Origin of the sequence: Pseudomonas sp. WHRI 8519, from assembly GCF_040224055.2 — a bacterium.
GTDB lineage: Bacteria > Pseudomonadota > Gammaproteobacteria > Pseudomonadales > Pseudomonadaceae > Aquipseudomonas > Aquipseudomonas putida_X.
In genome coordinates, this window is sequence record NZ_CP167996.1 from 3,978,077 (window position 1) to 4,004,975 (window position 26,899).

General features: G+C 60.2%; 23 protein-coding genes and 2 pseudogenes. 10 read left to right on the forward strand and 15 right to left on the reverse strand.

Translation table 11 applies throughout. From position 1 onward, the window contains the following. Nucleotides 1-4: 4 nt before the first annotated feature. From uvrY to ABRP30_RS18280, 6 genes are all read right to left on the reverse strand, one after another. Nucleotides 5-643 carry a UvrY/SirA/GacA family response regulator transcription factor gene (gene uvrY, locus ABRP30_RS18255; RefSeq protein ID WP_012315215.1) on the reverse strand — a complete coding sequence of 213 codons (639 nt, stop codon included), beginning with the start codon at nt 641-643 and terminating at the stop codon, nt 5-7. Between the two features lie 63 nt (nt 644-706). Then, a complete protein-coding gene (locus tag ABRP30_RS18260) occupies nt 707-1,096 on the reverse strand; it encodes a helix-turn-helix domain-containing protein (RefSeq protein ID WP_241805392.1) in 390 nt (129 codons plus the stop codon). A 179-nt stretch (nt 1,097-1,275) separates the two neighbouring features. Continuing rightward, nucleotides 1,276-1,707 (reverse strand): N-acetyltransferase, encoded by a 432-nt coding sequence (locus ABRP30_RS18265; protein WP_267817161.1) that lies wholly within the window; start codon nt 1,705-1,707, stop codon nt 1,276-1,278. A gap of 127 nt (nt 1,708-1,834) precedes the next feature. Next, nucleotides 1,835-2,530, reverse strand: coding sequence for a glutathione S-transferase N-terminal domain-containing protein (locus ABRP30_RS18270; protein WP_349975094.1), 696 nt, complete (start codon nt 2,528-2,530; stop codon nt 1,835-1,837). A 73-nt stretch (nt 2,531-2,603) separates the two neighbouring features. Beyond that, nucleotides 2,604-3,104 carry a PaaI family thioesterase gene (locus ABRP30_RS18275; protein ID WP_241805395.1) on the reverse strand — a complete coding sequence of 167 codons (501 nt, stop codon included), beginning with the start codon at nt 3,102-3,104 and terminating at the stop codon, nt 2,604-2,606. A gap of 99 nt (nt 3,105-3,203) precedes the next feature. Further along, on the reverse strand, nt 3,204-4,586 hold the full coding sequence (locus ABRP30_RS18280; RefSeq protein WP_349975095.1) for an amino acid permease: 1,383 nt from the start codon (nt 4,584-4,586) through the stop codon (nt 3,204-3,206). Nucleotides 4,587-4,840: 254 nt separating this feature from the next. Between ABRP30_RS18280 and ABRP30_RS18285 the strand changes: the two genes are divergently transcribed. Together ABRP30_RS18285 and ABRP30_RS18290 are read left to right on the forward strand one after the other, a co-directional pair. Next, a complete protein-coding gene (locus ABRP30_RS18285; protein WP_349975096.1) occupies nt 4,841-5,737 on the forward strand; it encodes a LysR substrate-binding domain-containing protein in 897 nt (298 codons plus the stop codon). Between the two features lie 105 nt (nt 5,738-5,842). Continuing rightward, a complete protein-coding gene (locus tag ABRP30_RS18290; RefSeq protein ID WP_349975097.1) occupies nt 5,843-7,087 on the forward strand; it encodes an aspartate aminotransferase family protein in 1,245 nt (414 codons plus the stop codon). Between the two features lie 3 nt (nt 7,088-7,090). Here ABRP30_RS18290 and ABRP30_RS18295 read toward each other — a convergent pair whose 3' ends face one another. Continuing rightward, entirely contained in the window at nt 7,091-7,393 is a 303-nt protein-coding gene (locus tag ABRP30_RS18295; RefSeq protein WP_241805399.1) for a hypothetical protein, read from the reverse strand. A 139-nt stretch (nt 7,394-7,532) separates the two neighbouring features. Here ABRP30_RS18295 and ABRP30_RS18300 point away from each other — a divergent pair, with 139 nt between their 5' ends. Both ABRP30_RS18300 and fusA read left to right on the forward strand, forming a co-directional pair. After that, a complete protein-coding gene (locus ABRP30_RS18300; RefSeq protein ID WP_349975098.1) occupies nt 7,533-7,958 on the forward strand; it encodes a hypothetical protein in 426 nt (141 codons plus the stop codon). A 73-nt stretch (nt 7,959-8,031) separates the two neighbouring features. Next, nucleotides 8,032-10,143 (forward strand): elongation factor G, encoded by a 2,112-nt coding sequence (fusA, locus tag ABRP30_RS18305; protein ID WP_349975099.1) that lies wholly within the window; start codon nt 8,032-8,034, stop codon nt 10,141-10,143. A gap of 222 nt (nt 10,144-10,365) precedes the next feature. On the opposite strand, the gene ABRP30_RS18310 is transcribed toward fusA, so the two are convergent. Both ABRP30_RS18310 and ABRP30_RS18315 read right to left on the reverse strand, forming a co-directional pair. Beyond that, a complete protein-coding gene (locus ABRP30_RS18310; RefSeq protein WP_349975100.1) occupies nt 10,366-11,808 on the reverse strand; it encodes a SulP family inorganic anion transporter in 1,443 nt (480 codons plus the stop codon). 103 nt (nt 11,809-11,911) lie between these two features. Further along, on the reverse strand, nt 11,912-13,066 hold the full coding sequence (locus ABRP30_RS18315; protein WP_267817175.1) for a hypothetical protein: 1,155 nt from the start codon (nt 13,064-13,066) through the stop codon (nt 11,912-11,914). 141 nt (nt 13,067-13,207) lie between these two features. Here ABRP30_RS18315 and ABRP30_RS18320 point away from each other — a divergent pair, with 141 nt between their 5' ends. The 4 genes from ABRP30_RS18320 (at nt 13,208) to ABRP30_RS18335 (ending at nt 18,510) form a co-directional block, all read left to right on the forward strand. Beyond that, the gene (locus tag ABRP30_RS18320) at nt 13,208-13,942 is read left to right on the forward strand and encodes a secretin N-terminal domain-containing protein (protein WP_372490501.1); all 735 of its coding nucleotides are present in this window, start codon (nt 13,208-13,210) and stop codon (nt 13,940-13,942) included. A 492-nt stretch (nt 13,943-14,434) separates the two neighbouring features. Next, a complete protein-coding gene (aceA, locus tag ABRP30_RS18325) occupies nt 14,435-15,760 on the forward strand; it encodes an isocitrate lyase (protein ID WP_012315229.1) in 1,326 nt (441 codons plus the stop codon). Between the two features lie 393 nt (nt 15,761-16,153). Beyond that, on the forward strand, nt 16,154-17,872 hold the full coding sequence (locus tag ABRP30_RS18330; protein WP_349975101.1) for an OPT family oligopeptide transporter: 1,719 nt from the start codon (nt 16,154-16,156) through the stop codon (nt 17,870-17,872). Nucleotides 17,873-18,267: 395 nt separating this feature from the next. Next, nucleotides 18,268-18,510, forward strand: a complete 243-nt coding sequence (locus ABRP30_RS18335) for a hypothetical protein (protein ID WP_349975102.1) — start codon at nt 18,268-18,270, stop codon at nt 18,508-18,510. 168 nt (nt 18,511-18,678) lie between these two features. On the opposite strand, the pseudogene ABRP30_RS18340 reads toward ABRP30_RS18335, so the two are convergent. The 3 genes and pseudogenes from ABRP30_RS18340 to ABRP30_RS18350 all read right to left on the reverse strand — a co-directional run bounded on the left by ABRP30_RS18340 (nt 18,679) and on the right by ABRP30_RS18350 (nt 21,138). Beyond that, nucleotides 18,679-19,530, reverse strand: a pseudogene (locus ABRP30_RS18340) (ROK family protein). 112 nt (nt 19,531-19,642) lie between these two features. Then, nucleotides 19,643-20,641: an alcohol dehydrogenase catalytic domain-containing protein gene (locus tag ABRP30_RS18345; protein ID WP_349975103.1), complete on the reverse strand. Its 999-nt coding sequence runs from the start codon at nt 20,639-20,641 to the stop codon at nt 19,643-19,645. Continuing rightward, complete coding sequence (locus ABRP30_RS18350; protein WP_349975104.1) at nt 20,638-21,138, reverse strand: lactoylglutathione lyase family protein; 501 nt, start codon at nt 21,136-21,138, stop codon at nt 20,638-20,640. Before ABRP30_RS18350 ends, ABRP30_RS18345 begins: the two co-directional genes overlap by 4 nt. 90 nt (nt 21,139-21,228) lie before the next feature. On the opposite strand from ABRP30_RS18350, the gene ABRP30_RS18355 reads away from it, so the two are divergent. After that, nucleotides 21,229-22,119, forward strand: coding sequence for a LysR family transcriptional regulator (locus tag ABRP30_RS18355; protein WP_349975105.1), 891 nt, complete (start codon nt 21,229-21,231; stop codon nt 22,117-22,119). 283 nt (nt 22,120-22,402) lie between these two features. On the opposite strand, the gene ABRP30_RS18360 is transcribed toward ABRP30_RS18355, so the two are convergent. The 3 genes and pseudogenes from ABRP30_RS18360 to tnpB all read right to left on the reverse strand — a co-directional run bounded on the left by ABRP30_RS18360 (nt 22,403) and on the right by tnpB (nt 25,116). Beyond that, a complete protein-coding gene (locus ABRP30_RS18360) occupies nt 22,403-22,891 on the reverse strand; it encodes a GNAT family protein (RefSeq protein WP_349975106.1) in 489 nt (162 codons plus the stop codon). 68 nt (nt 22,892-22,959) lie between these two features. Next, nucleotides 22,960-24,485: pseudogene (locus ABRP30_RS18365) on the reverse strand (IS66 family transposase). An 82-nt stretch (nt 24,486-24,567) separates the two neighbouring features. Beyond that, complete coding sequence (gene tnpB, locus ABRP30_RS18370; RefSeq protein WP_349975107.1) at nt 24,568-25,116, reverse strand: IS66 family insertion sequence element accessory protein TnpB; 549 nt, start codon at nt 25,114-25,116, stop codon at nt 24,568-24,570. Nucleotides 25,117-25,382: 266 nt separating this feature from the next. Here tnpB and ABRP30_RS18375 point away from each other — a divergent pair, with 266 nt between their 5' ends. After that, nucleotides 25,383-26,897, forward strand: coding sequence for an APC family permease (locus ABRP30_RS18375; protein ID WP_349975108.1), 1,515 nt, complete (start codon nt 25,383-25,385; stop codon nt 26,895-26,897). Nucleotides 26,898-26,899 lie beyond the last annotated feature (2 nt).

Genomic DNA, 26,899 nt, shown 5'->3' on the forward strand with positions numbered 1-26,899 from the left:
AGGTTCAGAGGCTTGCGTCGACCATACCGTGGCGAACGGCCAGCAACGTCAGTTCGACGTCGCTGGTGACCGAGAGTTTTTCAAAGATCCGATACCGGTAAGTATTGACGGTCTTGGGCGACAGGCACAACTTGTCGGAGATGAGCTGAACCTTCTGGCACCCAACGATCATCAGGGCAATCTGGATTTCCCGCTCCGACAGCGCGTCGAACGGCGAACCTTGCGGCTGGAACGACTTGAGTGCCAGTTGCTGAGCAATCTGCGGGCTGATGTAACGCTGCCCGGCAAACGCCAGGCGGATGGCCTGGACCATCTCGTCCAGCCCCGCGCCCTTGGTCAGGTAGCCGGCCGCGCCGGCTTGCATCAGGCGCGTGGGGAACGGGTCTTCCTCGCACACGGTCACGGCCACCACCTTGGTATCAGGGTGGCTGCGCAACAGTTTACGGGTAGCCTCAAGGCCACCAATGCCAGGCATCTTGACGTCCATCAGCACGACATCCGGCTTGAGCTCCCGGACCAGCTTGAGCGCCGACTCGCCCGAATCCGCCTCCCCCACTACCTGCAAGCCGTCGATGTCGGCCAGCATGCGTGTAATACCGGTTCGCACCAGATCGTGGTCGTCGACCACTAGGACCCTAATCAAGCAGACACCTCGTCAACAGGGCGATTGGATCCCGCCACCTTAACAAAATTTTTCAAGACGGGCCTAGCGTAAAACTTCCTTAGGGAAGGCCCTACGCTCACGCCACTGCGGCCGCATCGCATCACTGCGCCCTCCATCGCCCAACAGGCGCTCCAGCAAATGCCCGAACGCGGCTTTGTCGTCAGCAGCCAGGCGCCTGAACGCAGCCACTAAACCGGTTTCATCCGCCGTCAGACTGTCCAGTTGCGCGGGGGTGCGAACACCGCTGAGCACATAGAGCGCGTCCACGCCTCTGGCCGCCAGCGCAGCTAGGTAATCGAGCCTTGGCGTGCGCTCGCCACTTTCATATTTGCCCTGGGCATTGGGTTCGACGCCGCCGATATCACCAAACACCCGCTGGGTCATCCCCAGCCGTTCACGCTCTTCCTTAAGACGCGGACCGAGCCCATTCATACTGATGTTTCTCCTGCTTCCCTAGCCATCATCAAAAACTGCTCACAACCCTGTGGGCCTTTGCAGACTACTCGGTCACTATGCCCATCGCACGCCGGAGTCGCAAGCCAGTATCATGCCTCCACCAAGCGCCGTAAGTCTTGATCTGCATGGCTTTTACAACACACATATGACGCGGATCAGCCAATCACCTTCTGCATACGCACAAAACACTCATCCTCGCCCATTTCGACAAACCCTTGGCGCTGGTACAGCCGCCGCGCCGGGTTGCTCTTGAACACCATCAAGCGCAGCAATGGCAGCCTCTGCTGCGCCGCCTTATCGGCCAGCGCTTGCAGTACCCAACTGCCAACCCCCCGCCCGCGATGCTCAGGCAACAGGTGCAGTTCGCGAATGAACAATGCCTGGCGGTCCTTGCTGAGGCTGCAGAAGCCCAGCACGGATCCCCCTTCCACGATCAGCCACTGCTCCCGCCAATCCCAGGCCTGATCGAACGCCTCTTCGATCCACAACAGATCGAATTCTCGATAGTAGGCCAGCATGGCCCGGCGCGTGAGGTCACGGGCGAAGGTGCGGTGGGCATCGGTCGCAGGTATCAGCTCAATGGGCATCACACACCGCCTTGCTCAACCAACCGTGGCCGTGGCACCTCGCGCTTGCAGCGGATCATCGACGCCTCCTGCATTGGCACGCAGCCTTTCGACAGGCTTGGAAATTCACTGACCGGGTCACAGCGCATCAACCTGGGATTTTCAGGCCCCGCTGAACGGCTGGGCGCTCGAGAAAACCGCTCAGCACGCGCTGCACGTTCTTGAACTGATCGAAGCCGACCAGCTCACTGGCGTTATAGCGTTCCACCAGGTTACGTACCCAGGGGAAGATGGCGATATCGGCGATGCTGTACTCATCGACCATCCACTGCCGCCCTTGCAGGTGCCGGTCCAGCACGCCTAGCAGGCGCTTGGATTCGTTGACGTAGCGGTCCCGTGGGCGCTTGTCTTCATACTCCTTGCCAGCGAAGAAGTGAAAGAAGCCGACCTGGCCGAACATCGGGCCGATGCCGCCCATCTGGAACATCAGCCACTGCAGCGTCTGGTAGCGGGTCGCCGGATCATGGCTGAGCAATTGCCCGCTCTTTTCTGCCAGGTACTGCAGGATCGCGCCTGACTCGAACAACGGCAAAGGCTGGCCGCCAGGGCCATCGGGGTCGAGGATCGCCGGGATCTTGTTGTTGGCGCTGAGGGAGATGAACTCAGGGCTGAGCTGGTCGTCGGTTTCGAAGCTCACCTTGTGCGGCTCGTAAGCCAGGCCGATCTCCTCCAGCATGATCGACACCTTGACGCCGTTGGGCGTAGGCAGCGAGTACAGTTGCAGGCGCTCGGGGTGTTGCGCGGGCCATTTGCGTGTGACGGGAAATGCGCTGAGATCGGTCATGGTCAACCTGTGCCAAGGGAATGGACCTGTCACTTTAGTAACATCACGGGCGGCTGACCATCACCTGCCGTTGTCAGCTCACTTGGCCATGGGCCTTGAGCTTGAGCTTTTCGGTATCCACACGGACGAACACCGAATCGGCGCTGACTGTCAGCACATCCCCCGCCCAGACCTCGCAGATGACCCGCGTCTTGCGCCCGACTTCGCCTTCCACACGCGCCTTCAGCAGCAGCTCGACACCCAGGGGTGTGGGTTTGAGGTAGTTCAGGCCCAGGCTGCCGGTGACACAATCGATACGTGGCAGGCTGCCCGGCGTACGCCCTTCGGCCCGGTAGTGGTAGGCCATGGCAGTCCAGTTGGAATGGCAATCGACCAGCATCGCCAGCAGGCCGCCGTAGACCAGCCCCGGCCAGCCGGTGAACGTGCCGTCGGGCGTGTGGCGGCACACCAGGTGGATACCGTCGGCGTCCCAATGGCTTTGCACATGCAGGCCGCTGGGGTGGGCAACGCCGCAGCCGTAGCAAATACCGTCGGGTGCGGCCAATGCCTGCAGGCAGAGCGCTTGTTCGTTCATACGCGTCCTTTACGTGTGGCAATGGGTAGGGATGCAAGCTGCATGGTAGCGCCGCGCTTGGCATGCGCCAATGCAAAGGGGCGCAAAGCGCCCCAATGTTCAGGCAGGCTGCGCCACCGCCCTGGCACCGCGCTGAGTCAGCGAAACCAGCAGGATGAACAAGGTCACCCCGGCCGTCATCAGCGTCTCGTAACGGTACGCATCACTGAACAGCATATAGCCCAGCACCATTACGATAGTGCCGATCACCAGCCAGGTCAGCCAGGGGAACAGCCACATCTTCAGCTCCAGCGCACGCCCCTCTCGATCGGCACGGGCCCGCATGCGCAATTGCGATACGGCAATCACCAGGTACACCAGCAAGGCAATCGCACCGGTGGTCGACAGCAGGAAGCCGAACACCTTGCCGGGGAACACGTAGTTGACGAAGCAGCCGGCAAAGCCTGCCAGGGTCGAGAGGACCACCGCCACGGTCGGCACGCCGGCACCGGAAATACGTTTGGTCATGCTCAGCGCCTGGCCACGGGCACCCAGGGAATACAGCATGCGCGAAGCGGTATACAGGCCGGAGTTCATGCAACTGGTGACCGCCACCAGCACCACCAGGTCGACCAGCAATTTCGCACCGGGCACATTCAGCACCTCAAGCACCCGCTGGAACGAACCCACCGCCTTGAGTTGCGGATCGTTCCAGGCCACCAGCGACACCACCAGGAAGATCGAGGCCAGGTAGAAGATGGCGATGCGGTACACCACCAGGTTGGTGGCGCGGCGGATCTTGTCTTTCGGGTTGGCGGTCTCGTCAGCGGCAATGGTGACGATCTCGGCGCCAAAGAACGAGAAGATGGTGATCAACACGCCACCGAGCACGGTACCGAAGCCATTGGGCATGAACCCACCGCTGTCCCAGAGCCGGCTCACCCCTGAGACCTCGGCCAGTGGCCACAAGCCGAACACAGCCAGGCTGCAGACCACGATGAAGGCAATGATCGCGATCACCTTGACCAGGGCAAACCAGTACTCGAACGCACCGAAGTTCTTCACGCTGACCAGGTTGGTGCCCGACAGCACGAACATGATCAGGAAGGCGAATAACCACGACGGTACCGCCGGGAAGTAGGCATGCAGGATGTCAGCGCCAGCGATGGCTTCGACCGGGATGATCAGCACCCAGAACCACCAGTAGAGCCAGCCGATGGTGAACCCTGCCCAGGGGCCGATGGCCTCGGAGGCGTAAGTCGAGAAGGAACCGCTGTTGGGGTTGGCAATGGCCATTTCGCCGAGCATGCGCATCACCAGCAACACCAACAGGCCCGTCATGGCGTAGGAGATGAGAATGGCCGGGCCAGCGGTGGCAATGGCATTTGAGGAACCGATGAACAAGCCGGCGCCAATGATGCCGGCGATGGAAATCATCGACACCTGACGGGAGGTCAGGCCGTGCTGCAGGGAACGCTGTTTCTTGTTTTCTAGCGAAGCCATGGAGAACCCTCGAATGGGTCGGCCGTCCCAGGGACGGCTGAAAAAGTTGGAGCAGAATGCTTCTAAGTCGTGATGCTGTTTTTCTTGTTTTGCAGTTGCCGGCGGTGCACTTTCCTCCTGTTCGCAGTACCGGTTGTAATCGTTGATCCAGGTCAGTATTAATCTATAGGGCGAGGTCAACAAACGACCTTTTCGAAGCACATGATTCCAGTATGGAATGAACTTCTTCCTTTTTTGCTCGGTACGCGCCTGCCATGTCCAAACGCCTGATGCCCTCGACTACCGCCCTGCAGTGTTTCGAAGCGGCCGCCCGCCACCTGAGCTTCACCCGGGCGGCGCAAGAGCTGCACCTGACCCAGAGCGCCGTCAGCAAGCAGGTCGCGCAACTTGAAGAACTGCTTGCACACTCGCTGTTCCAGCGCGTTCGTCGGCGCCTGCACCTGACCCCGGCCGGCGCCCTGTACCTGACCGAAGTGAACAAGATCCTCAACCAGATCGACATTTCCAGCCGCTACATCCTCAGCTATGGCGACGAAACCGAAGTGCTGCGCATCGCCACCCAGCCCACCTTCGGTGCTCGCTGGCTGGTGCCCAGGCTCAGGGGCTTCGGTGACCGCTACCCGCGCATCCACCTGGACATCCGCAACGAGCTGGAGCCCTTCGACCTGGTGCAGGCCAAGGCGGACATCGCCTTCTTTTTCGGCCAGGGCACCTGGCCGGGGGCGACCTGCATCGAACTGTTCAGCGAAGAAGTGGTGCCGGTGTGCAAACCGCAGCTACAGGCCAGGCACCGCTTCGACAGTGCCCAGGCCCTCACCGAGCACCGCTTGCTGCAATGCGCATCTCGCCCGGAAGCCTGGCACGAATGGTTTCTGGGGCTGGGCCTGCACAGCCAGAACAGCTACCACGGGCCACGGTTCGACACGTTCTACCTGTGCATCCGTGCGGCCATCGCAGGTTGCGGCATCGCCCTGATCCCGCGCTACCTGGTGGCCGAGGAGTTGAGCGAAGGCAAGCTGGTAGTGGCCTGGGACCACCCGGTGGCGAGCAATGGGCGGCACTTCATCGCCCATGCCGAGCACGCGGCAGAGGTACCGAAGATCAGGGCCTTCGTGCAGTGGATTGGTGAGCGCGTGGCAGAGGGAGACTGACCAAGTTCGCGAATCCATGGAATGATCGCAATCGAATAATTCGTTTGTGGAATAGCACTTCGACGCGCTTCGATAGTAAGAAACTCGAACAAGGTCTGCGTGCCCATGAATCTGGAAAGTATCAGCCAATCCATTGCCATCGTTCATCCGATTACACTTTCCCATGGTCGTAATGCCGAAGTCTGGGATACCGACGGCAAACATTACATCGACTTCGTCGGCGGCATTGGCGTGCTCAACCTGGGCCACTGCAACCCGGCCGTGGTCGCGGCCATCCAGGCCCAGGCCACGCGCCTGACCCACTATGCCTTCAACGCGGCGCCTCACGGCCCTTACCTGGAGCTCATGGAGCACCTGCGCGCGTTCGTGCCGGTCAGTTACCCGCTGGCCGGCATGTTGACCAACAGCGGCGCCGAAGCAGCAGAAAATGCCCTCAAGGTCGCCCGCGGTGCCACCGGCAAGCGCGCCATCATCGCCTTCGATGGCGGCTTTCATGGCCGCACCCTGGCCACCCTGAACCTCAACGGCAAGGTCGCGCCCTATAAACAAAGGGTCGGTGAACTGCCGGGGCCGGTCTACCACCTGCCCTACCCCAGCGCCGACACCGGTGTCACCTGCGAGCAGGCGCTCCAGGCCATGGACCGCCTGTTCAGCGTCGAGCTTGCGGTCGAGGACGTGGCGGCGTTCATCCTGGAGCCGGTGCAAGGCGAAGGCGGCTTCCTCGCCCTGGACCCGGCCTTTGCCCAGGCGCTGCGCCGGTTCTGCGACGAGCGCGGGATCCTGATCATCATCGACGAGATCCAGTCGGGTTTCGGCCGCACCGGGCAGCGCTTCGCCTTCCCGCGGCTGGGCATCGAGCCGGATTTGCTGCTGTTGGCCAAGAGTATTGCCGGTGGCCTGCCGCTGGGGGCGGTGGTCGGGCGCCAGGCGTTGATGGCGGCGCTGCCCAAGGGCGGCCTCGGCGGGACCTATTCGGGCAATCCGATTGCCTGTGCGGCGGCGCTGGCAAGCCTGGCGCAGATGACGGATGAGAACATTGCCACATGGGGCGAGCGCCAGGAGCAGGCCATCGTCAGCCACGTAGAACGCTGGCAGCAACGCTTTCCGTTCATCGGGCGCCTGACAGGCGTCGGTGCGATGCGCGGGATCGAGTTCGTCAATGCCGACGGCAGCCCTGCCCCCGCTCAGCTGGCCAAGGTCATGGACGCGGCGAGGGCCAAAGGCCTGTTGCTGATGCCCAGCGGCAAGGCGCGCCACATCATTCGCCTGCTGGCCCCACTGACCATCGAAGCCGAGGTGCTCGAAGAAGGGTTGAACATCTTCGAGCAGTGCCTGGCGGAGTTGAACTGAGGCTTACAGGCCCAGCTCCTGCGGGGTCAGCATGTCGGACTCGAAAGCGATCCAGCCGCCTTCGAGTTCGGCGTGGCCGTTGACGATCGGACCGTAGTAGGTCAGGCCGTTCTCAAGCGTCACGCAGATATGCGTGGCCGGTTTTTCCGGGGCCGCGAGCGTGCCGACGAAATGCACCTTCTTCAGGGTTTCGGTCACGGCTTCCAGGCCAACACGCATGCTGGGGTTTTCCGAGGCCTCGACATCGCCCCCACGGTCTTCGGCGCTGATGGTGACGGTGGCGGTGTACGGGAACTGGGTGCTCAAGCGGGGTTACCTCGGTATTGGATGCAGGCTTGCGGGCGCGTAGATTACGGCAGCTGTACGCTGTTGTCTCTAATGGCCTCCCCCGGCTTGATCTGTTAGGGTGCGCGCCGATGCACGCCACACCACACGAGGACACCGAGTGAGCGCCGAAGAACCCCTGATCGCCGACCTGTTCGAGGTCGACAAACGCCTGACCCTCAAGCCCGTCGTGGACTTCAACAGCTACCTGCGCAACGCGTTTGGCGAAGGCCCGTGCCGCTGCCACCGCTGCAGCGAAGGTGGCGACGAAAGCACCTATACCCACGCCCACAGTTTCATGTTCGAGGGCGGCCAGTGGCACCGACGTTTCGCCAGCACCGCCGGCAGCGACGTCGCGCAGGTACTGAAAAAAGCCTGGCTGTCGTACACCAAGGCTGACCTGCCCTTGGTCGGGGCCCTGGACCTTGCCACTCTCAAGACTTTTACCGAGGCGGCGTTGCATGAGCGCCTGCTGGCCCTGCTGCCCGCCAGCGGCCTTGCCCGCGAAGTGGACGGCCAGTGGCTGCTGCAAGCCCAGGCCGACTGACGGCCCGGCGGTAAAGCAGGATTCTCCCGCTCTGCTACCTTGGGAGAATCCGCTCATCCGCAGGTAGTGTGTCATGGCCCGTACAACGCCCATCGAGCTGTACCGCAACATTGGTATCGTCGCCCACGTGGATGCCGGCAAGACCACGACCACCGAGCGCATCCTGTTCTACACCGGGGTCAACCACAAGATGGGCGAGGTGCATGATGGTGCCGCGACCATGGACTGGATGGCCCAGGAGCAGGAGCGCGGCATCACCATCACTTCGGCGGCGACCACGGCCTTCTGGCAGGGCTCGACCAAGCAGTTCGCCGACAAGTACCGTTTCAACATCATCGACACCCCCGGCCACGTCGACTTCACCATCGAGGTGGAACGTTCGCTGCGCGTGCTCGATGGCGCCGTGGTGGTGTTCAGCGGTGCCGACGGGGTGGAGCCACAGTCCGAGACCGTGTGGCGCCAGGCCAACAAGTATCACGTCCCGCGCCTGGCCTATATCAACAAGATGGACCGCCAGGGCGCGGACTTCCTGCGCGTGGTCAAACAGATCGACAAGCGCCTGGGGCACCACCCGATACCGATCCAGCTGGCCATCGGCAGCGAAGAGAACTTCATCGGCCAGATCGACCTGGTGAAGATGAAGGCGATCTACTGGAACGACGCCGACCATGGCACCACCTACCGCGAAGAAGAAATCCCGGACGAACTCAAAGCACTGGCTGACGAATGGCGCGCGCACATGGTCGAGGCGGCGGCCGAGGCCAATGACGAGTTGACCACGAAGTTTCTCGATGGCGAGGAACTGAGCATCGAGGAGATCAAGGCCGCCCTGCGCCAGCGCACCATTGCCAACGAAATCGTGCCGACCATCCTTGGCTCTTCGTTCAAGAACAAAGGCGTGCCGCTGATGCTCGATGCGGTGATCGACTACCTGCCAGCGCCCTCCGAGATCCCGGCAATCAAGGGCACCGACCCGGACGACGAAGATAAACACCTGGAACGCCACGCCGACGACAAGGAACCGTTCTCGGCCCTGGCGTTCAAGATCGCCACCGACCCTTTCGTCGGTACGCTCACGTTCGCCCGGGTGTACTCCGGCGTGCTCAGCTCCGGCAATGCAGTGCTCAATTCGGTCAAAGGCAAGAAAGAACGCATTGGCCGGATGGTACAGATGCATGCCAACCAACGTGCTGAAATCAAGGACGTATGCGCCGGTGACATCGCGGCCTTGATCGGCATGAAGGACGTGACGACCGGCGACACGCTGTGCGACATGGACAAACCTATCATCCTCGAGCGCATGGACTTCCCGGACCCGGTGATCTCCGTGGCCGTAGAACCCAAAACCAAAGCCGACCAGGAAAAAATGGGCATCGCCCTGGGCAAGCTGGCCCAGGAAGACCCCTCGTTCCGCGTGCGCACCGATGAGGAGACCGGCCAGACCATCATCTCCGGCATGGGCGAACTGCACCTGGATATCATCGTCGACCGCATGCGGCGTGAGTTCAACGTCGAAGCCAATATCGGCAAGCCCCAGGTCGCCTACCGCGAGAAGATCCGCAACACCTGCGAGATCGAGGGCCGCTTCGTTCGCCAGTCCGGCGGGCGCGGGCAGTATGGGCACTGCTGGATCCGCTTTGCGCCAGGTGATGAAGGCAAGGAAGGCCTGGAGTTCATCAACGAAATCGTTGGCGGCGTGATACCGCGCGAGTACATCCCGGCGATTCAGAAAGGCATCGAGGAGCAGATGAAGAACGGCGTGCTTGCCGGCTACCCACTGATCAACCTCAAGGCTGCGGTATACGACGGCTCGTATCACGACGTCGATTCCAACGAGATGGCCTACAAGATCGCCGCCTCCATGGCCACCAAGCAACTGTCGCAAAAAGGTGGGGCGGTGTTGCTGGAGCCGGTGATGAAGGTCGAGGTGGTCACGCCCGAAGAATACCAGGGGGACATCATGGGTGACCTTAGCCGGCGCCGGGGCATGATCCAGGATGGCGACGAGACGCCCGCCGGCAAGGTGATCCGTGCCGAGGTGCCACTGGGAGAAATGTTCGGCTACGCCACCTCGATGCGCTCGATGACTCAGGGGCGGGCCAGCTACACGATGGAGTTCACCCGTTATGCCGAGGCGCCGGCGAGCATTGCAGACGGGATTGTGAAGAAGAATCGCGGGGAGTGAACCGCGCGAGGGCTGCGCCCTCGATCGCCGGCAAGCCGGCTCCCACCCCGACCGCGCAGCGCTTCAGGGCTGCGCTTTACCTGTGGAAGCAACCTTCTTGCCCGATTTCTGAAAGCCAGCGCAATCCGTGGAGCAACTGTCTTGCCCAACTTCTAAAAGTTGCCGCAATCCAGGTGGGAGCCGGCTTGCCGGCGATAGGGCCGGCACTGCCCCATCAAGAACTCAGTGGTGTTCGCCAGCCCGCTTCAACAGCTTCTTGCAACGCTCGGACAGGTGCACCACCCGCAGCTGCTTGCCCGCCTTGGCATAGCGCTCGCGCAAGGTCTTCAATGCGGCAATTGCCGAGTAATCGACAAAGCTCACATGCTGGCAATCCAGGGTAACCTTGGCCGGGTCACCCGCCGGGTCGAACTGGTTGAGAAACGGCGTGACCGAGGCGAAGAACAGCGTGCCATGCACTTGGTAATGCTTGATCCCCTCGGCATCTTCATGGCTGTCGGCATACAGCTCCCGAGCATGCTGCCAGGCAAAATTCACCGCTGCGATGACGATACCGAACAATACGGCCGTGGCCAGGTCGGTGAACACCGTGACCACCGTCACAGCGATGATCGCCAGCACATCACTGACCGGCACTTTGTGCAGCACGCGCAAGGACGCCCAGGCGAAGGTCTGCTGGGCGACCACGAACATCACCCCGACCAGCGCCGCCAACGGAATACGCTCGATCAGCGGCGACAGGAACAGCACGAACAACAAGATCATCACCCCCGCCACCACGCCGGACAGCCGGCCGCGGCCATTGGAGCTCAGGTTGATCACCGTCTGGCCGATCATCGCGCAGCCGCCCATGCCACCGCACAAGCCTGAAACCATGTTGGCCGCCCCCAAGGCCACGCACTCGCGGTCCGGGTAGCCGCGGCTCTCGGTAATCTCGTCGGTGAGGTTCAGGGTCAGCAGGGTCTCCAGCAGGCCGACCATGGCCATCAGCACCGCGTATGGGGCAATGATCTTCAGCGTCTCCAGGTTCCAGGGCACATCCGGCTGGGCCAGCGCCGGCAGCCCACCCGCGATGTGCGCCATGTCTCCGAGGGTGCGGGTCGGCAGGTCAAGCAGGTACACCAGCACGCCAACGCCGAGGATCGCCACCAGCGCCGGTGGCACGGCGCGGGTCAGCTTGGGCAGCACGTACACCACCAGCATGGTCAGCGCCACCAGGCCGATCATCAGCCACAGCGGCGCGCCGCTGAGCCATTGCTCACCCGCCTTGAAATGCTCCAGCTGGGCCAGGGCGATGACGATCGCCAGGCCGTTGACGAAGCCAAGCATCACCGGATACGGCACCAGGCGCACCAACTTGCCCAGGCGCAGCAGGCCGAACAGGACCATCACCACTCCGCCCAACAGCACGGTGGCCAGCAGGTACTGCGCACCGTGCTGCACCACCAGGGCGACGATGACCACCGCCATCGAGCCGGCAGCACCGGAGATCATGCCCGGGCGGCCACCGAACAGCGCAGTCAGGGTGCAGATGATGAAGGCGCCGTACAGGCCCATCAGCGGGTTGAGGTGCGCCACCAGGGCGAAGGCGATGCACTCGGGCACCAGGGCGAATGAAGTGGTCAGGCCGGCGAGCAGGTCGGCGCGAAGTCGGGCGGGTTTCATGAGTATCCTGTGATGCAGGGCCAGGCGGCCGATACTGAAAAACAAACGAAGGGCGGGATGTTACGGAATTTGTCTGGCTGAGACCACCGCGAGCAAGCCAGCCCTAGCCGCGCGCCAGCCATTCGGCCATTGCCACATCTTCCAGCGCGTACTCGCCACGATTGGCCTTCCACACCAGCTCCTTTTCCCGCAAGGCATCCAGGGCCTTCTGCACATTGGGTGTGGTGGCATTGGCTTGAGCAGCGGCCTGTTCCAGCTTGCGGTTGACGTCGATGAAGGTCTGTTCGGTGAAAGGCGAGAACGGCTGCCGGGCCAGCGTGCGCTCGGCCATCACCGCCAGCACCGCCTGTTGCAAGGCAGACAGCTCGTTCCAGGCACTTTCGTAGTCGCTCCACACCCCGGCCTGATGGTTCAGTGCGCCGGTGCGCAGCAGTTCGCCAAGGTTGCCCGCCTCGCCCAGCCCGATACTTACCTCGGTCAGCAACTTACCGAGCATCTCCGGGCGCCGGCCCACACGTTCGAAGGCATACTCCAGGTCCTCGGCCTTGAACTGGTTGCTGGCCGCCAGACGGCCATTCCAGACAGCGGTCACGAAGTCGACGAAGTCCCGCCCCAACAGCGGAAACGCTGTGATGCTGGCACCATAGAATGGCTGCTTGCTCTTGAGCACCAGGTTGGCCAGCTTGTCCCGGCTGGAGCCGGTAAACACCAGGCGCAGCCCATCCGGGCCGTCACCCCGGTTGAGGTGGTCGCGCGCCGCCTTGAGGGCGAACATGGCGTTCAGCCCACCCTCGCTGTTGAGGGCATGCTGCGCCTCGTCCACTACCAGCACCACCATTTGCCCACACACCTGATGCAAGACCGCAAGCGCCTGGGCCAGTGTGGTACCGGCGGGCAGCTGCGGCCGGGTGAAATCCCAGCTGAGCGTGCGCAGCAGGTTGATCTTGTCGATACCCGCCTTCTTCGCGGTTTTGGCCAGGGTGCTTTCAAAACGCGCCAGAGCGCTGCCGATGGCACCACTGATCAACTCGGCAGGGTCGGCATCACGGTCAGACCACAGGTCGACATACACCGGCAGCCAGCCACGTTCCAGGCAGGCTGGAATGAAGTCGTTGTTCAGGAATGTACTCTTGCCCGTGCGCCGTGGCGCTGCGAGGAACATCCCCGAGCTGTAGTCGACGAACGACTCGCCAGCCAGGTCCCTTACCAGGGCTTTAGCCAGCTGTTCGCGGCGGAAGATCGGGCGGGCAAGGCTCATGGCACTATCCTGAATTATCCAGACGACTATAATTTATGTTTTATAGAATAAATTCAGGATAAAAGACAGCGTGTGATGCACGACAGGCACGAGTCGCGCAATTTTGCCATCATGTTGATTCCACCTGCGGAGATCATGGACATGGCGCTACGCCCCCTTTTAACTTCCCTGCTGCTGGCCGCCAGCCTGGCCGCCCACGCCGCCACCGAAGTGCTGCCGCTGCAGCACCGCAGCAGCGCCGAGCTGCTGCCCGCCGCCCAGTCGTTCATCGGCAAGGACGGTAGCGTCAGCGCCTTCGAGAACAAGTTGATCGTCAATGCCAGCCCCGAACGCATCGACGACCTGCGCACCCTGCTGCAACAGCTGGACACCGCGCCCAAGCGCCTGATGATCAGCGTCGACAACAACGACAGCAACTACCAGGACAACCGTGGCAATGCGCGCATCATCCATTACGGCACCAGCAACCGGGATGGTGGCCTGCAGCAGGTCCAGGCCAGCGAAGGCCAACCCGCGCTGATCCAGGTCGGCCAGAGCATCCCGGTCACCAGCACCAGCACCGACGGCTACGGGCGCATCCAGAGCACTACCGAATACCGCAATGTCACCCAGGGTTTCTACGTGACCCCAAGCCTGACCGGGGAAACGGTTCGTCTGCAAATAAGCACCAATAATGACCGCATCAGCCATGAACGTGCTGATGTAGTGAAAGTGCAAAGTACCGACACGACGGTGACCGGCAAGCTCGGCGAGTGGATTACCCTGGCAGGGTTCAACCAGCAGAGCCAGGCCGAGCTCAATGCGTCAAGCCGCACATACAGCACCCAACGGGGTGAAAACATGACTTTACGTGTCAAAGTCGACCTTCTCGACTGATCCCAGGCGAATCAAGGCCTCGACCAAAGGCCTTGAAACTGACCGACAAGTCGCACTAGACCAAAGATGTAGTAAGCACAAAAAACCACTACAAAACATTTGACAGGCTCTTTTTCCCAAGGGCATGATGGCCTCGCTCCCGCTAATCAGGGGCCCTGGCAAGGGCCTTCGAGGCGCCTCCTCCCACCCTTGGAGGCACTCGTGTCTATACGGCCCACAAGGCGGTTCGACGGGATTGCGACTGCAACGAAGAAGTTGTCCCGAGGGACGGAAGCGCATCACCGCAGTTCTGGCAATCGCGTAGCACCGCAGCAAGGCATCCACGAGCCGACCTGCCGGCGCATGCCCTCGCCCGGCCTGCAACCCCTTCCCCCCTTCGAACCTTCCCGTTCGCCGCCGCACTCCCCCGGACAGGACAGCCGCCACGCCCCTGATTCGCTTCGTGAGCATCAGCACAATTACCCCAAGATCGATGCGACGAGGTTTATTTCCATGGCACTGACACGCGAACAGCAAATTGCAGCCCTCGAGAAAGACTGGGCCGAAAACCCGCGCTGGAAAGGCGTGACCCGTACCTACACCGCCGCCGATGTCGTTCGCCTGCGTGGCTCCCTGCAGCCGGAGCACACCCTGGCCCGCCTGGGTGCAGAAAAACTGTGGAAGCTGGTCACCGAAGGTGCCCACCCGTCCTTCCGCCCTGAAAAAGATTTCGTCAACTGCATGGGCGCCCTGACCGGCGGCCAGGCAGTGCAGCAGGTCAAGGCCGGCATCCAGGCCATCTACCTGTCTGGCTGGCAGGTGGCCGCCGACAACAACTCGGCCGAGTCCATGTACCCTGACCAGTCGCTGTACCCGGTCGACTCCGTACCGACCGTGGTCAAGCGCATCAACAACTCGTTCCGCCGCGCCGACCAGATCCAGTGGAAAGCCGGCAAGAACCCCGGCGACGAAGGTTACATCGACTACTTCGCCCCAATCGTGGCAGACGCTGAGGCCGGTTTCGGCGGCGTATTGAACGCCTACGAGCTGATGAAGAACATGATCGAAGCGGGCGCTGCCGGTGTGCACTTCGAAGACCAGCTGGCCTCGGTGAAAAAGTGTGGCCACATGGGCGGCAAGGTGCTGGTACCTACCCAGGAAGCCGTGCAAAAGCTGGTGGCAGCTCGCCTGGCCGCTGACGTATCGGGCGTACCGACCATCATCCTGGCCCGTACCGACGCCAACGCCGCCGACCTGCTGACCAGCGACTGCGACCCCTACGACCAGCCGTTCGTGATCGGTGAGCGTACCCGTGAAGGCTTCTACAAGGTACGCGCCGGCCTCGACCAGGCCATCGCCCGCGGCCTTGCCTACGCGCCGTACGCCGACCTGATCTGGTGCGAAACCGCCAAGCCGGACCTGGACGAAGCCCGCCGCTTCGCCGAAGCGATCAAGAAGGAATACCCGGACCAGCTGCTGTCGTACAACTGCTCGCCTTCCTTCAACTGGAAGAAGAACCTGGACGACGCCACCATCGCCAAATTCCAGCGCGAGCTGTCGGCCATGGGCTACAAGCACCAGTTCATCACCCTGGCCGGCATCCACAACATGTGGCACGGCATGTTCAACCTGGCGCACGACTACGCCCGCAACGACATGACCGCTTACGTGAAGCTGCAGGAGCAGGAGTTCGCCGACGCCAGCAAAGGCTACACCTTCGTGGCGCACCAGCAGGAAGTGGGCACCGGCTACTTCGACGACATGACCACCGTGATTCAGGGTGGCGCATCGTCGGTGACGGCACTGACCGGTTCGACCGAAGAAGAGCAGTTCCACTGATAGTGGCTTGCTGTTGAACAAAAGCCCGGGGCTTGTGAAAGCTCCGGGCTTTTTTTCATGCAAGCTTCTGGTTGTTCTCAGAGAAAGAGCGCACGCAGGCCTGAGTTGTTCATGCCGGAGAAAATTCGGCTGCCATGCTGGCCCCGTCACGTCGCACTGACTTTTCTTTCACTCAATTTTCACCGCAACGCGCGGATACTGCAGCCATCCCTACGTGATAGACGCTCCTTTGCCCGCCCCTCCCGGCGGGCTTTCTTTTGCTCGCGATTTGCCATGGCCTGCCTCGTCCATGGCACGATCCAGTCCACAACGCTGCCCATCGGCGTGAACCTTCAGGGCTCTGCGGGCTCAGTTGTGCAGACAGCGCTTGCACCATCGAGAAAGGGATTTGTAATGGGATATGCTCCACCCGCCGCTCTGCCAAAGGTTCGCATCGAACGTGAACTGAGCCCGCGGGCCGTGCTCACCGGCGCGCTGCTGGGCATCTTGCTCACGCCATCGAATGTGTATGCGGGCCTCAAGATCGGCTGGTCATTCAACATGTCGATCATCGCGTTGCTGGTCGGCTTCGCCCTCTGGCAGGGCATGGCGGGCCGCACAAAGGGCCGGCCCGCGTGGACACTGCACGAAAGCAATATCAACCAGACCGTGGCGTCGGCGGCTGCCTCCATCATTTCCGGCGGGCTGGTGGCACCGATCCCTGCCTATACGCTGCTCACCGGCAACCAACTGGACCCAGTGCCGATGATGGCCTGGTATCTACGCCCCGCCTTGCTCAACGACCGTGACCTTAAGTTCCCCGAAGGCATGGCGACCCTGGAAACGCTGCAGCAGATCTACAATCATGGGCGCGAGGCCATGGCTCGCATCAAAGTGCTGTGCAGTGCAGCGCTGCTGTCAGGGCTGGTGAAGTGGATGGATGGCTTCGTCTGGGCCATACCGCGCTGGGCCCCCACACCTGCGCTCGAACGCCTGACCTTCACCGTCGACCCTTCGCTATTGCTTATCGGCTTTGGCGGCATCATCGGCATTCGCGTGGGCCTCACGTTGCTATTCGGCGCCGCGCTGGCCTGGGGTGGGCTAGCGCCGTGGCTGATCGACCACGCATTGGTAGTGATCGCTCCGAACGCCAGCGGCCCCCAGTTCGCCGCGCTGGTGGAGTGGCTGTTGTGGCCGGGCATAAGCCTGATGGTCTGTGCGACCCTGACTTCATTGGCAATTCGTCTGTTGCAAGTGCCACGACGGTTGCCTGCGAATGAGCCAGCACGTCGGGCGCCGCGTGTCAGGGCACGGTTTTCGCCAGGGCCTGCATCGGGTCTGCTGCTGTCCATCGCTCTGGTCGTCGCCCTGCAGGCGCTGCTGTTCGGGATCGATTGGTGGATGGCGTTGTTGAGCATTCCTTTGGCGATTTGCCTTGCTGTCGTCGCCGCACGCGTCGTCGGTGCCACCGGCATTGCACCGATTGGCGCGATTGGCAAGCTGTCGCAACTCAGCTTCGGCCTGATCGCCCCGGGCCAGGTGGCCATCAACCTGATGAGCGCCAACACGGCAGGTGGCGCGGCCGGACAGTCCACTGACCTGATGAACGACTTCAAGGTTGGCCTGGCGATCGGCGCCACCCCGCACAAGCAGCTGGTTGCCCAATGCATCGGTATTTTCATCGGCAGCGTGGTCGGCGTGCTGGTTTACCTGATGCTGATCCCGGACCCGCAAACCATGCTGCTTACCGAGCAGTGGCCTGCGCCGGCTGTCGCGACCTGGAAAGCAGTGGCCCAGACGCTGACACATGGCTTGGGCGCGCTGTCGCCGGAAATCCGCTGGGCGATTTTGGGCGGCAGCGCCGTTGGCGTACTGCTGGGCATGCTGGACAGCCTGCTACCGCAACGGGCGGCACGCTGGCTGCCGAGCACCGCCGCACTGGGGTTGGCGTTCATACTGCCGGCGTCGATCGCAATGATGATGGGCTTTGGCGCAGTGCTTACCTGGCTGGTCAACTGCCGATGGCCGAAAGTCACAGAGCGCTTCGCGATCACAGCGGCCGCAGGGTTGATTGCCGGTGAAAGCATCACGGGCGTTGGGGCATCGTTCTGGGAGATGCTTAGGGCGCTTTAGCTGTAGGAAACAGCATTGCACACACGGCAGCGCCAGTGTTTTTGCCTGCCGTGAGTGAATGTCAGCTCTGGGTCTATGTGTTTTCCGGTTGTGTTCGGAAAAATCAGACTTTTTCCCTTTCATGTAGTCCATTTCCCAAACATACTGCAGCCGCCTGATTTCCGTTGCGGTCGCCCTGCTCGCGCTCTAGTCTCGGCCTGTTGCTGCACAACAGCGACACGGCTTTGACAGGCCGTAACGGTATGTAGGTAGGCAGCGTCTTCAATGGCGGCTGTGTGTGGGGCACGCTTGCGTGCGCCGGAACTTCCTATGTCCGCCGGTCTGTCAACCTGCACACAGCTGCCACCCAACCTGTTTGACAGCGGGATAGGTGTGCTCCCCTTGGAGATATAGGAATGTTAAAGATAGTCCCCGATCCACCCCATGCCCTCCACAATCTCGAAGACACTCTCATCCAGGCCGCAGACTTCGCTAACTGCGCGCTAGCCGTTGCGCATCAGGCGATGCTTGTTCAGCCGCGGTCGCCTGCGTCGGCTCTGATGAGGGCGTCGACACATGAACTCGAGTCGCTGCGTGTGCTGCTTGAGGCGGCATTGATTCAGGTCCAGATGCCGGCCGAGCCGCGAACTCTGCACTGAGTCGGCAGCACTGTGTTGTCTGGGCGGGCCCTGACGCCGGCAAGCCGGCTACCGAAGCATGCGCGGCACTGCGTGAGGCTGGTGTCGCGACAGCGGGCAGCTTACCCGCGAAAGGGCCCGCTCAGACCCTGGAGGCTTCGGACAGAACAATACCGGCAAGCACCAGCGTCAGTGGTCTACTTCACGCTGAGCCGCCCGAATCGCTCCTAGCGCCGCTACACAATGTCCCGACTTCACTCGTGTCACACTACAAGCATCCCAGAGCGGTGGAATGGCATGAGCCTGGGCTGTCCGCAAAGCGGCCTCCCAGTAGCCCTTCAGTTTCAAAGCCCCACCCCCCACTGCCAGCCGCGAAGGATTGAGCAGGTTAATGACGCTCGCCATCCCAATACCCAGTGCCTCGCCACCGGCCTTTACCGTAGCCATGGCCAGAGCGTCATCCTCATTTGCCAACTGTGCCAGGGCCTCACCACTAAGACCCATTTGTGTGGCCATAGCACCGCCACCGGCTATCTCATCCAACCGCTTGACTGAACCATCAGTGTGCAGCGGTAAGTATCCAAGCTCGCCAGCCTAGCCATTAACACCACGTAACTCCCGTCCGTGCGTCATGAATGCGGCTCCGATAGCAGTGCCCGCCATGATCACGCCGCCTGTAAAATCGTTGCTAACATCCTGCATCTCTTCCAGTAGGGCCGCCTTGACATCATTGATAACTGTTATTTGGCACCCAAGTGCTTTGAGCGAGGTATTTGGACGCCAGCCTGTCAGGCAGGGTAGGACATCGCAGCTAACGATCTCGCCGTCGCGAGCGACCAGACCAGGCACCGCGATTCCAATACGAACCGGGCGTAGATTCACATGTTCGATGAAGGCGCGGAGTTGGGTAGCAAAGTCTTCGGGTGTGTAACCGGGCCCCGTTTCAAAACGTCTTGAATGAGCTCCGCATAATAGCAACAGCTTAGTACCGCCCAAGTCGGCGCCAATGATGATCTCATTTCCTTCGGGGGCACTGTGCATTGCGATACCTTTGGGTAGCAAACGACGGGGTGGAAATATTAAGCACTCGAGTCGCAGTGGTTCATCATCATTCACTTGTGTGCACTGGGGAAAGCTTTAGACATTGCGCACGTCACGGCAAGTTGCCCAGCTCATCGCTCGTGATGCGAATCAAGCCTTTACCGCTAAAGGCTCGGTGCTGCAGGTTTTCAAGATGATCTGGAAGACGCTCGAACGAGGCGACATTAAAACTATCAGGCTCCCACTCGCCTCTCCCTGATGCGGTGAGAACGCTCTCGCCTGCGTCTACGAGGTCTTGCCAGGCACGATCGTCACCGAACGTATGCAATGCACCCAGTGCCACCTCGTGCATCGAAATCGTCCGAGTGAAAGGTGGTACTGGGGAGGCCTGGAGCCGGTCTTGAACGCATACCAAGTGGCCGTTGGCCCTAAGCGCGGGCACGAGTCGCGCAGCATGTTCAGCGTTCACCGTGTCTATTACAGCGTCGAACACCATGGGCCCATCCCATGCCTCAACGAGAGGGCCCTCCATGCAGTCGAACACCCCCAGATCGGTCAGCCGTTGCGCATGCCGCCGGTGGCTCAGCGAGCTGACCTTGAACCCTCGCCGCACAGCTATCTGAATCAGATGATTTGCAACAGATCCACCAGCCCCGCTCACCAGCAGCGTCTGACATGACTGTGGTAGCTTTTCGAGAGCCAACCACGCGGTGAGTGCAGGGCACGGGAGACTGGCTGCTTGTTCCCAACTCACGCTTGCCGGAACCCGAAGGACTGCTCTGGCTTTCACAGAGGTATATTCCGCAAAACTGCCATGACGACTAAGGCTTTGGTGGTAAGCAACACGTTGGCCAATCCAAGAAGCTGAGACATTCTCACCGACAGCAACCACAACCCCCGCACCATCTACACCTGGTACGTGACCTGGCTGCCAACTGACCAGACGCCCACCCAAGACTTTCCAATCCACAGGATTGAGGCCGATCACGACGTTGCGAATGAGCACATCGCCCGCTTCCGGCCTAGGAAGAGGGATCTCAGTGAGTCTCAGCCCTGCTGGGTCAGCGCTGCCCTGCCAGGTAAAAGCGCGGTGAGTTGTTGCCATAATCATGATTGGTAAGCTCCCGCCGAGTAGGTGAGCTCGTAGCTGTGGCTGTAGATTTCAAGGATGTTGCCGAACGGATCCTCCATGTAAACCATGCGGTACGGCTTCTCACCTGGAAAGTATTCACGCACCGGCATCCGCTGCTTACCGCCCGCAGCGACGATCTTGGCGGCTAGGCCTTCGACATCTGGATCTTGTACGCAGAAGTGGAAAACCCCCGTTTTCCAGTATTCAAAGTTATTCTCCGGGCGCTCGGCGTTGGGAAACTCAAATATCTCGACGCCGATACGATCACCCGTGGACAGGTGGGCGATGCGGAACGAGCCCCACCCCTCACCAAAGACATCCGTGCACATCACACCTATTGCAGTTTCGTCTTCAGTGATGGTGGTCGGCGGCATGATCAGGTACCACCCCAGTACCTCTGTATAGAATTTGACGGCGCCGTCCAGGTCGGTGACCGACAGGCCAATGTGAGAGAAATTGCGTGGATAAACGGACATAACGGCTAGCCTCCAAAACAGTTGGCCCTACCCTATCCCCCGTGACCTATAATGAAAACAACGATCACGTTATGGTTACGATAAGACTTCATGATGGTTAACCCGCAGTGGCTCCGATCCTTCGCAGTGCTTGCCGATCTTGGGAATTTCACCCGCACAGCCGAGCATCTGAATCTGACCCAAGCTGCCGTGAGTCAGCACTTACGACACCTGGAACAGCAGTACGGTAGTCTGTTCATCCGTCACCACCGGCACGTTGAGTTGACCCCTGCGGGGAATGCCTTGTTGGACTACTTCAGAGAAATGGAGCGCGCTGGCCGTGCACTCGATGCCCGCCTGAGCGCAGAAGAACAAGACGTAGGTGATATCAGCTTAGTGTCCCCCGGCAGTATAGGATTGGCACTGTATCCGCTCCTGCTGGACTATCAACAAGCCCATCCTGGACTGATCATTCGCCACAGGTTCGCCCCTGACGCGGAGGTACTCGAAGCAGTACTGAGCAATCGTTTCGAAATGGGAATTGTAACTTACAAGCCAGACAACGAGAGGATCGAAGCACAGAGGTTTGCCGAGGAGCCATTGGAGTTGATACTGCCAACCGCTAAACCCTACGTGGGGTTCGAAACGCTCTCAGAACTTGGCTTCATCGATCACCCCGACGGGGCCGCTATGGCAACGCGCCTACTCAGCCGAAGGTATCCAGAAGCACCGGGTATTCAAGCAATCCAGAAACGAGGCTTCAGTAATCAGGTAGGCCTCATCCTGGAGCCGGTTTCACGAGGTTTGGGCTTTACTGTGCTGCCGAGGTTCGCCAGGCGCGCCTTTCACAAACAAGATACTTTGCAGGTGGTGGAGTGTGGAAACCCCGTTGTGGACACGCTCTGGCTCATCTACAGATCAGAGTGGCCTCTTTCGTCCAGAGCCAGGCGAGTCATTGATCAGATGCAACAACACCTGAATGTAACCAATTGCCGCATGTAAACGTCAAGATGGGGTGACAGCCTCAGATCTTTTGCAGCATCGCCAGTCCATCCCAAAAATCCTGGTGGCCGGGATAGATGGGGAGTTGACTCAACGTCGCAGCGCTACTCGTATTCGTAAGCCGAAAATCAAAAACCTGAGTTAGTGAGTTGTAAGCGTCCGGTAATCCCACCCCTAGATCTCTAGGCTGCACAGCGCTGCCCATTCAGCACTGACGCACCTGAACCGAAGCAACCAACCGAATACCTGAAAGCAGCTGCATTCAGCGTGCTTTCAATGTGAGTTATGGTCGGGCCGCTCTCCTGCGGGCCATATGGATGAGTGCTGATCTACGACTATCCAGGGACATTCGCTCTTCGACAGCAAATGGTAAGAAGCCCAATTTTGGATAAAGCAGCAAGCCTGCTGTATTTTCGTTGAAGCACGAGATCTGCACCTCTGTGGCGTCATAGCGGTCGAACGCCAGAGCTGTCATCGTCTCCACGATGAAGGTCGCCACCCCCTTTCCTCGTGCCTCTTGGGCAACGATGACATTGCCGATACAGCACATCCCACCCGTTTCAGCCCGATAAAAGTTAGCAAAGCCGACGACGCTGTTCTCGGTCTCAACAACCGTCGAGTCGAATCGTTGAGCAATAGCGTTAGAAAGCTGAGCTTCAGTCAGAGGGTATTGAGCTTTCGGGAACATATAAAACAGTTCCCGAGCGTTCAGGGGAAAGCTACAGATAGTTTTGATGTCATCAGCCTTCACTGGCCTGTGTTGCAATTTCATCGCGCGTCCTTGAGGTCTATACATCCGGCATTCTAGCTTACCTAGATTTGCTTATACACCTTGCCTGGTTACTGGGGCACCCATTGGTGCGGTAGCAGGTTTGCAATATCCCTCGCCCGCTGTGTCGGCAGCCGCGTGAGAACATCCTTCAGATAAGCATATGGATCATGCCCATTGAGCCGTGCCGATTGGATCAAACTCATAATCGCTGCGGCACGTTTACCACTGCGTAACGAGCCCGCGAACAGCCAGTTCGAGCGTCCAAGAGCCCACGGTCGGATCTGATTCTCGCACCAGTTATTATCGATGGGTACAGCACCGTCATAGAGATAGCGCGTTAGCGCGATCCAGCGCCTGAGGCTGTAATCCAATGCCTTCGCAATGGCCGATCCCTCAGGCACAAGGAGTCTCTGGGCGATCATCCAAGAATGAAGTGCGTCGATGATTGGCCCAGCTTTTTCCTGCCGTATTTGTTGCCGAACACCCGGTTCCAGCTCGCGGACTTCTCGTTCAACTTCGTACAAGGCCGCGATGTAGTGCAGCGCTTTTTCGGCGATCTGGCTCTTGCTGGTCGCGTGCAAATCGAAGAACTTTCGACGTGCATGGGCCATGCAGCCGATTTCCGTGACGCCCAGTTCAAAGCCTGCCTTGTATCCAGCAAAGTCATCGCAGACCAGCTTACCGTTCCAGTGGCCGAGGAAGTTTCGGGCGTGTTCGCCAGCGCGACTCGGGCTGAAATCGTAAACGACCGCCGCCATATCGGAGAACTGGCTGGTGGCATAGGCCCAGACGTAAGCGCGATGAGTTTTCTTCGCCCCAGGCGTCAGCATTTGTACTGGCGTCTCGTCGGCATGGACGACACCGTGCGTCAGCACAGCTTCGCGCAGTGCCTCGACCAGAGGCTGTAATCGGACGCCGCAGTTGCCCACCCAGTGCGCCAAGGTCGAGCGCGCAATAGGCAGCCCCGCGCGGCCGAAGATTTTCTCCTGCCGACACAGCGGCAGATGATCGGCAAACTTGGCCACCATGACGCGGGCCAGCAGGCCCGCTGTCGGTATGCCTTTGTCGATGACGTGGGCCGGTACCGGCGCCTGGATCAGTGTTTCGCACTGCTCGCAGGCCCATTTCCAAGGATATGACGCTCGACAGTGAAGACGCCCGGTGTGTAGTCGAGCTTTTCGCTGGCATCTTCACCGATGCGCTTGAGGGCGCAGCCGCATTGGCAGTAGCTGTTTTCCGGTTCGTGATAGATTAGCGTGCGGGGGAACTGCGGTGGCAGCGAAGCGCGCTTGGGCTGCTGGCGCATTTTGGCTTCGACAGACATCGGTTGCAGTGCTTCAAGCTCAGCTTCGATGGCGGCAATATCGGGGTCGATCAAGTCGTCGAGCAAGCTGGCTTGATCCGGACTTAGCTGCTCGCTGCGCTTGGCAAACTTGAAGCGTTTGAGCAGCGCGATCTCGTGGGCCAGCTTCTCGTTGACCGACTTGTGATGAGTGATTTGCTTGTCCATCGTCTCGACGCGCTGGATCAACTCCGCCGCCAACGCGCGCAGTTCTTCAGGGTTCAATTGATCGAGATTCGGATGCGAAGTCATGCCGCCGATTTTGCCAGAGAGGGCTAGGGGCGGCGATAGACGGATGGGCCATTTGCGCTGGCAAGCGCGCCACGGCGATGAGTTAGAGCACCGTGATGGCTCCTCCGGAACCGACGCGTTGCCAAGGTAAACCGAGCACCAAGGCTTCAAGTTGCTCTGCATCCAACTCGACTTCAGAGCCGTGCCGCACGCCCGGCCAAAAGAAGCGCCCTTGATTCAAGCGTCGGGCTGCAAGCCAAATCCCCACGCGGTCATGCACCAACGCTTTCATACGATTGGCGCGGCGGTTGGCGAACAGATAAGCACAGTGCGGCTTCGCCGCACCGAACACCGCGACAACTCGCGCCAGCGCGGTTTCAGTGCCGACGCGCATGTCCATGGGCTCGATGGCGAGCCAGATGGTGTCGATGCGGATCATCGCAGCAGGTCTCGCATTTTCTGCTGGCCAGCTCACCACGACCACGCCTTTTGAATGAGGCACTTCGATTCGAATCGTGGCCGGAAGAACTTGAGGGGCTGCTGTCGAAGACAACGGCTTAACCGGAATAAAGGCAGTTTGCAGTGCCAGGTTTTTCTGTCCATGCACCCGAATCCATTTATGGACGAGGTTGGCATTGAGGTTGTGGGTCAAGGCGACCTTGGCAATCGAGGTGTCAGCCTGCGCACACTCGGCACTCCCTGCCCGGCCCTACCAGCGTCCATCCCCCATCATTCACGACCATCACATTCCTAAAAACGACCTTTTAGCACGCTTTGCGTACCCGCGAGACAGTTTTACTGTCTACCGAGTTGACAGTTTTATGTGCTGGTGAGATTGTCAATTGGGGCCCTGCTATGCACGAGGCATATCGGGGCTATAACAACGACTAGGTAGCTGCAGCACGGGAGTGTCCGAAAATGAGCGAACAAAAGGGCAGTCAATCTCTGCCCAAAAAAAGCCACGCTTCACCAGGATTAGCAGGCCAGTTAGGCACTTTGGACATCGCCTTGACTACGCTGGCCTACGCGGGCCCGCTGGCAGGGACTGCCGGTTACATCACCTTCGTTGTAGGCTTCGGGAATGGGCTAGGCGCGCCAAGTGCTTTCCTGGCTGTGATGGCCGCGTTTTTGATTTTCGCGGTGGGATATAGCGCCCTTTCGCGATACGTCCCGAATCCAGGCGCTTTCTACGCCTACATCACTTCAGGCTTGGGCCGAAGTGCAGGCCTGGGCTCTGCATTCATGGTGCTCGGTTCCTACTTCTGCATCGGAGTGGGCTTCTACGGATTTGCGGGACTTGCGTTCCAGGATCTGGTTGTGGGCTGGGGAGGCCCTAAAATCGAGTGGTACTACTACTCGCTGATCTTCTGGGCGACCGTAGGCACCCTGGCATATTTCCACATCGCGGTTTCCGCCAAAGTACTGGGTGTTGTACTGATCGTTGAAGTATTGCTCGCTCTGATCTTTGATGGTGCGGTGATGGTGCAAGGGGGGGCTGAAGGTATTTCCTTTGAATCCTTCACCTGGGCGGCTTTCAATAGTGGGAACGTCGGACTAGCTCTCATATTTGGCGGTGCCCTTTTCTGCGGCTTTGAAGCGACAGCGATTTACAGGGAAGAAACTAAGAATCCGGACAAGACCATCCCGCGCGCCACTTACCTGGTAGTGATCTTCATCGGCGTATTCTATGCGCTGACGTCCTGGGCGCTTATCACCGGCCTTGGAAACTCGCAAGCCGTCGCGCGCTCCACGGCAAACACTGCGACCGCCTTCTTTGACGTCGCCAGAGTCTTCGTGGGTGATTTCTTCTACAAAGTCGTAACCCTGCTTTTGCTGACAAGCATCTTCGCGTCCCACCTGTCGATTCAGAACGCGACGACCCGGTATGTCTACTCGCTGGCAATCGACGGTGTATTTCCTCGTGCACTGGGCAAGGCACATCCGAAACACCGCTCCCCTGCTCGTGCCTCGCTGACCTGCAGCTTGATTTACCTGGGCCTGACGGCGGCCATGATCTTCGCCGGCCTGAGCGCGACGAAAATCTACTCGTGGTTCTGTGGCCTCGCGTCGTTCTCGATTCTGATCGCCATGGCAATCACCAGCCTGTCAGCCATCGTCTACTTCCGCCGTAACAAACATCATCCGGTGAATGCATGGCAGGGCTTGATCGCTCCGACGCTCTCAGTGCTGATCCTGGGGGGGATGGTTCTCCTCGCGGCTCAGAACTTCGCGACGCTGATTGATGACTCCCAAGCATTAGCTAACACCATGATGTACGCCGTGGTTAGTACGTTCGTCTTCGGCTTCGCCTACGCCTGCTGGCTGAAGAAATCGAAGCCAGACGTGTTTCAACGTATTGGCCGGCAGATGCGTGAGGACACATTAAAGGAGTTGACTGACTTCGATTCGCTGAAGCCTCTGAACGTACGATAACA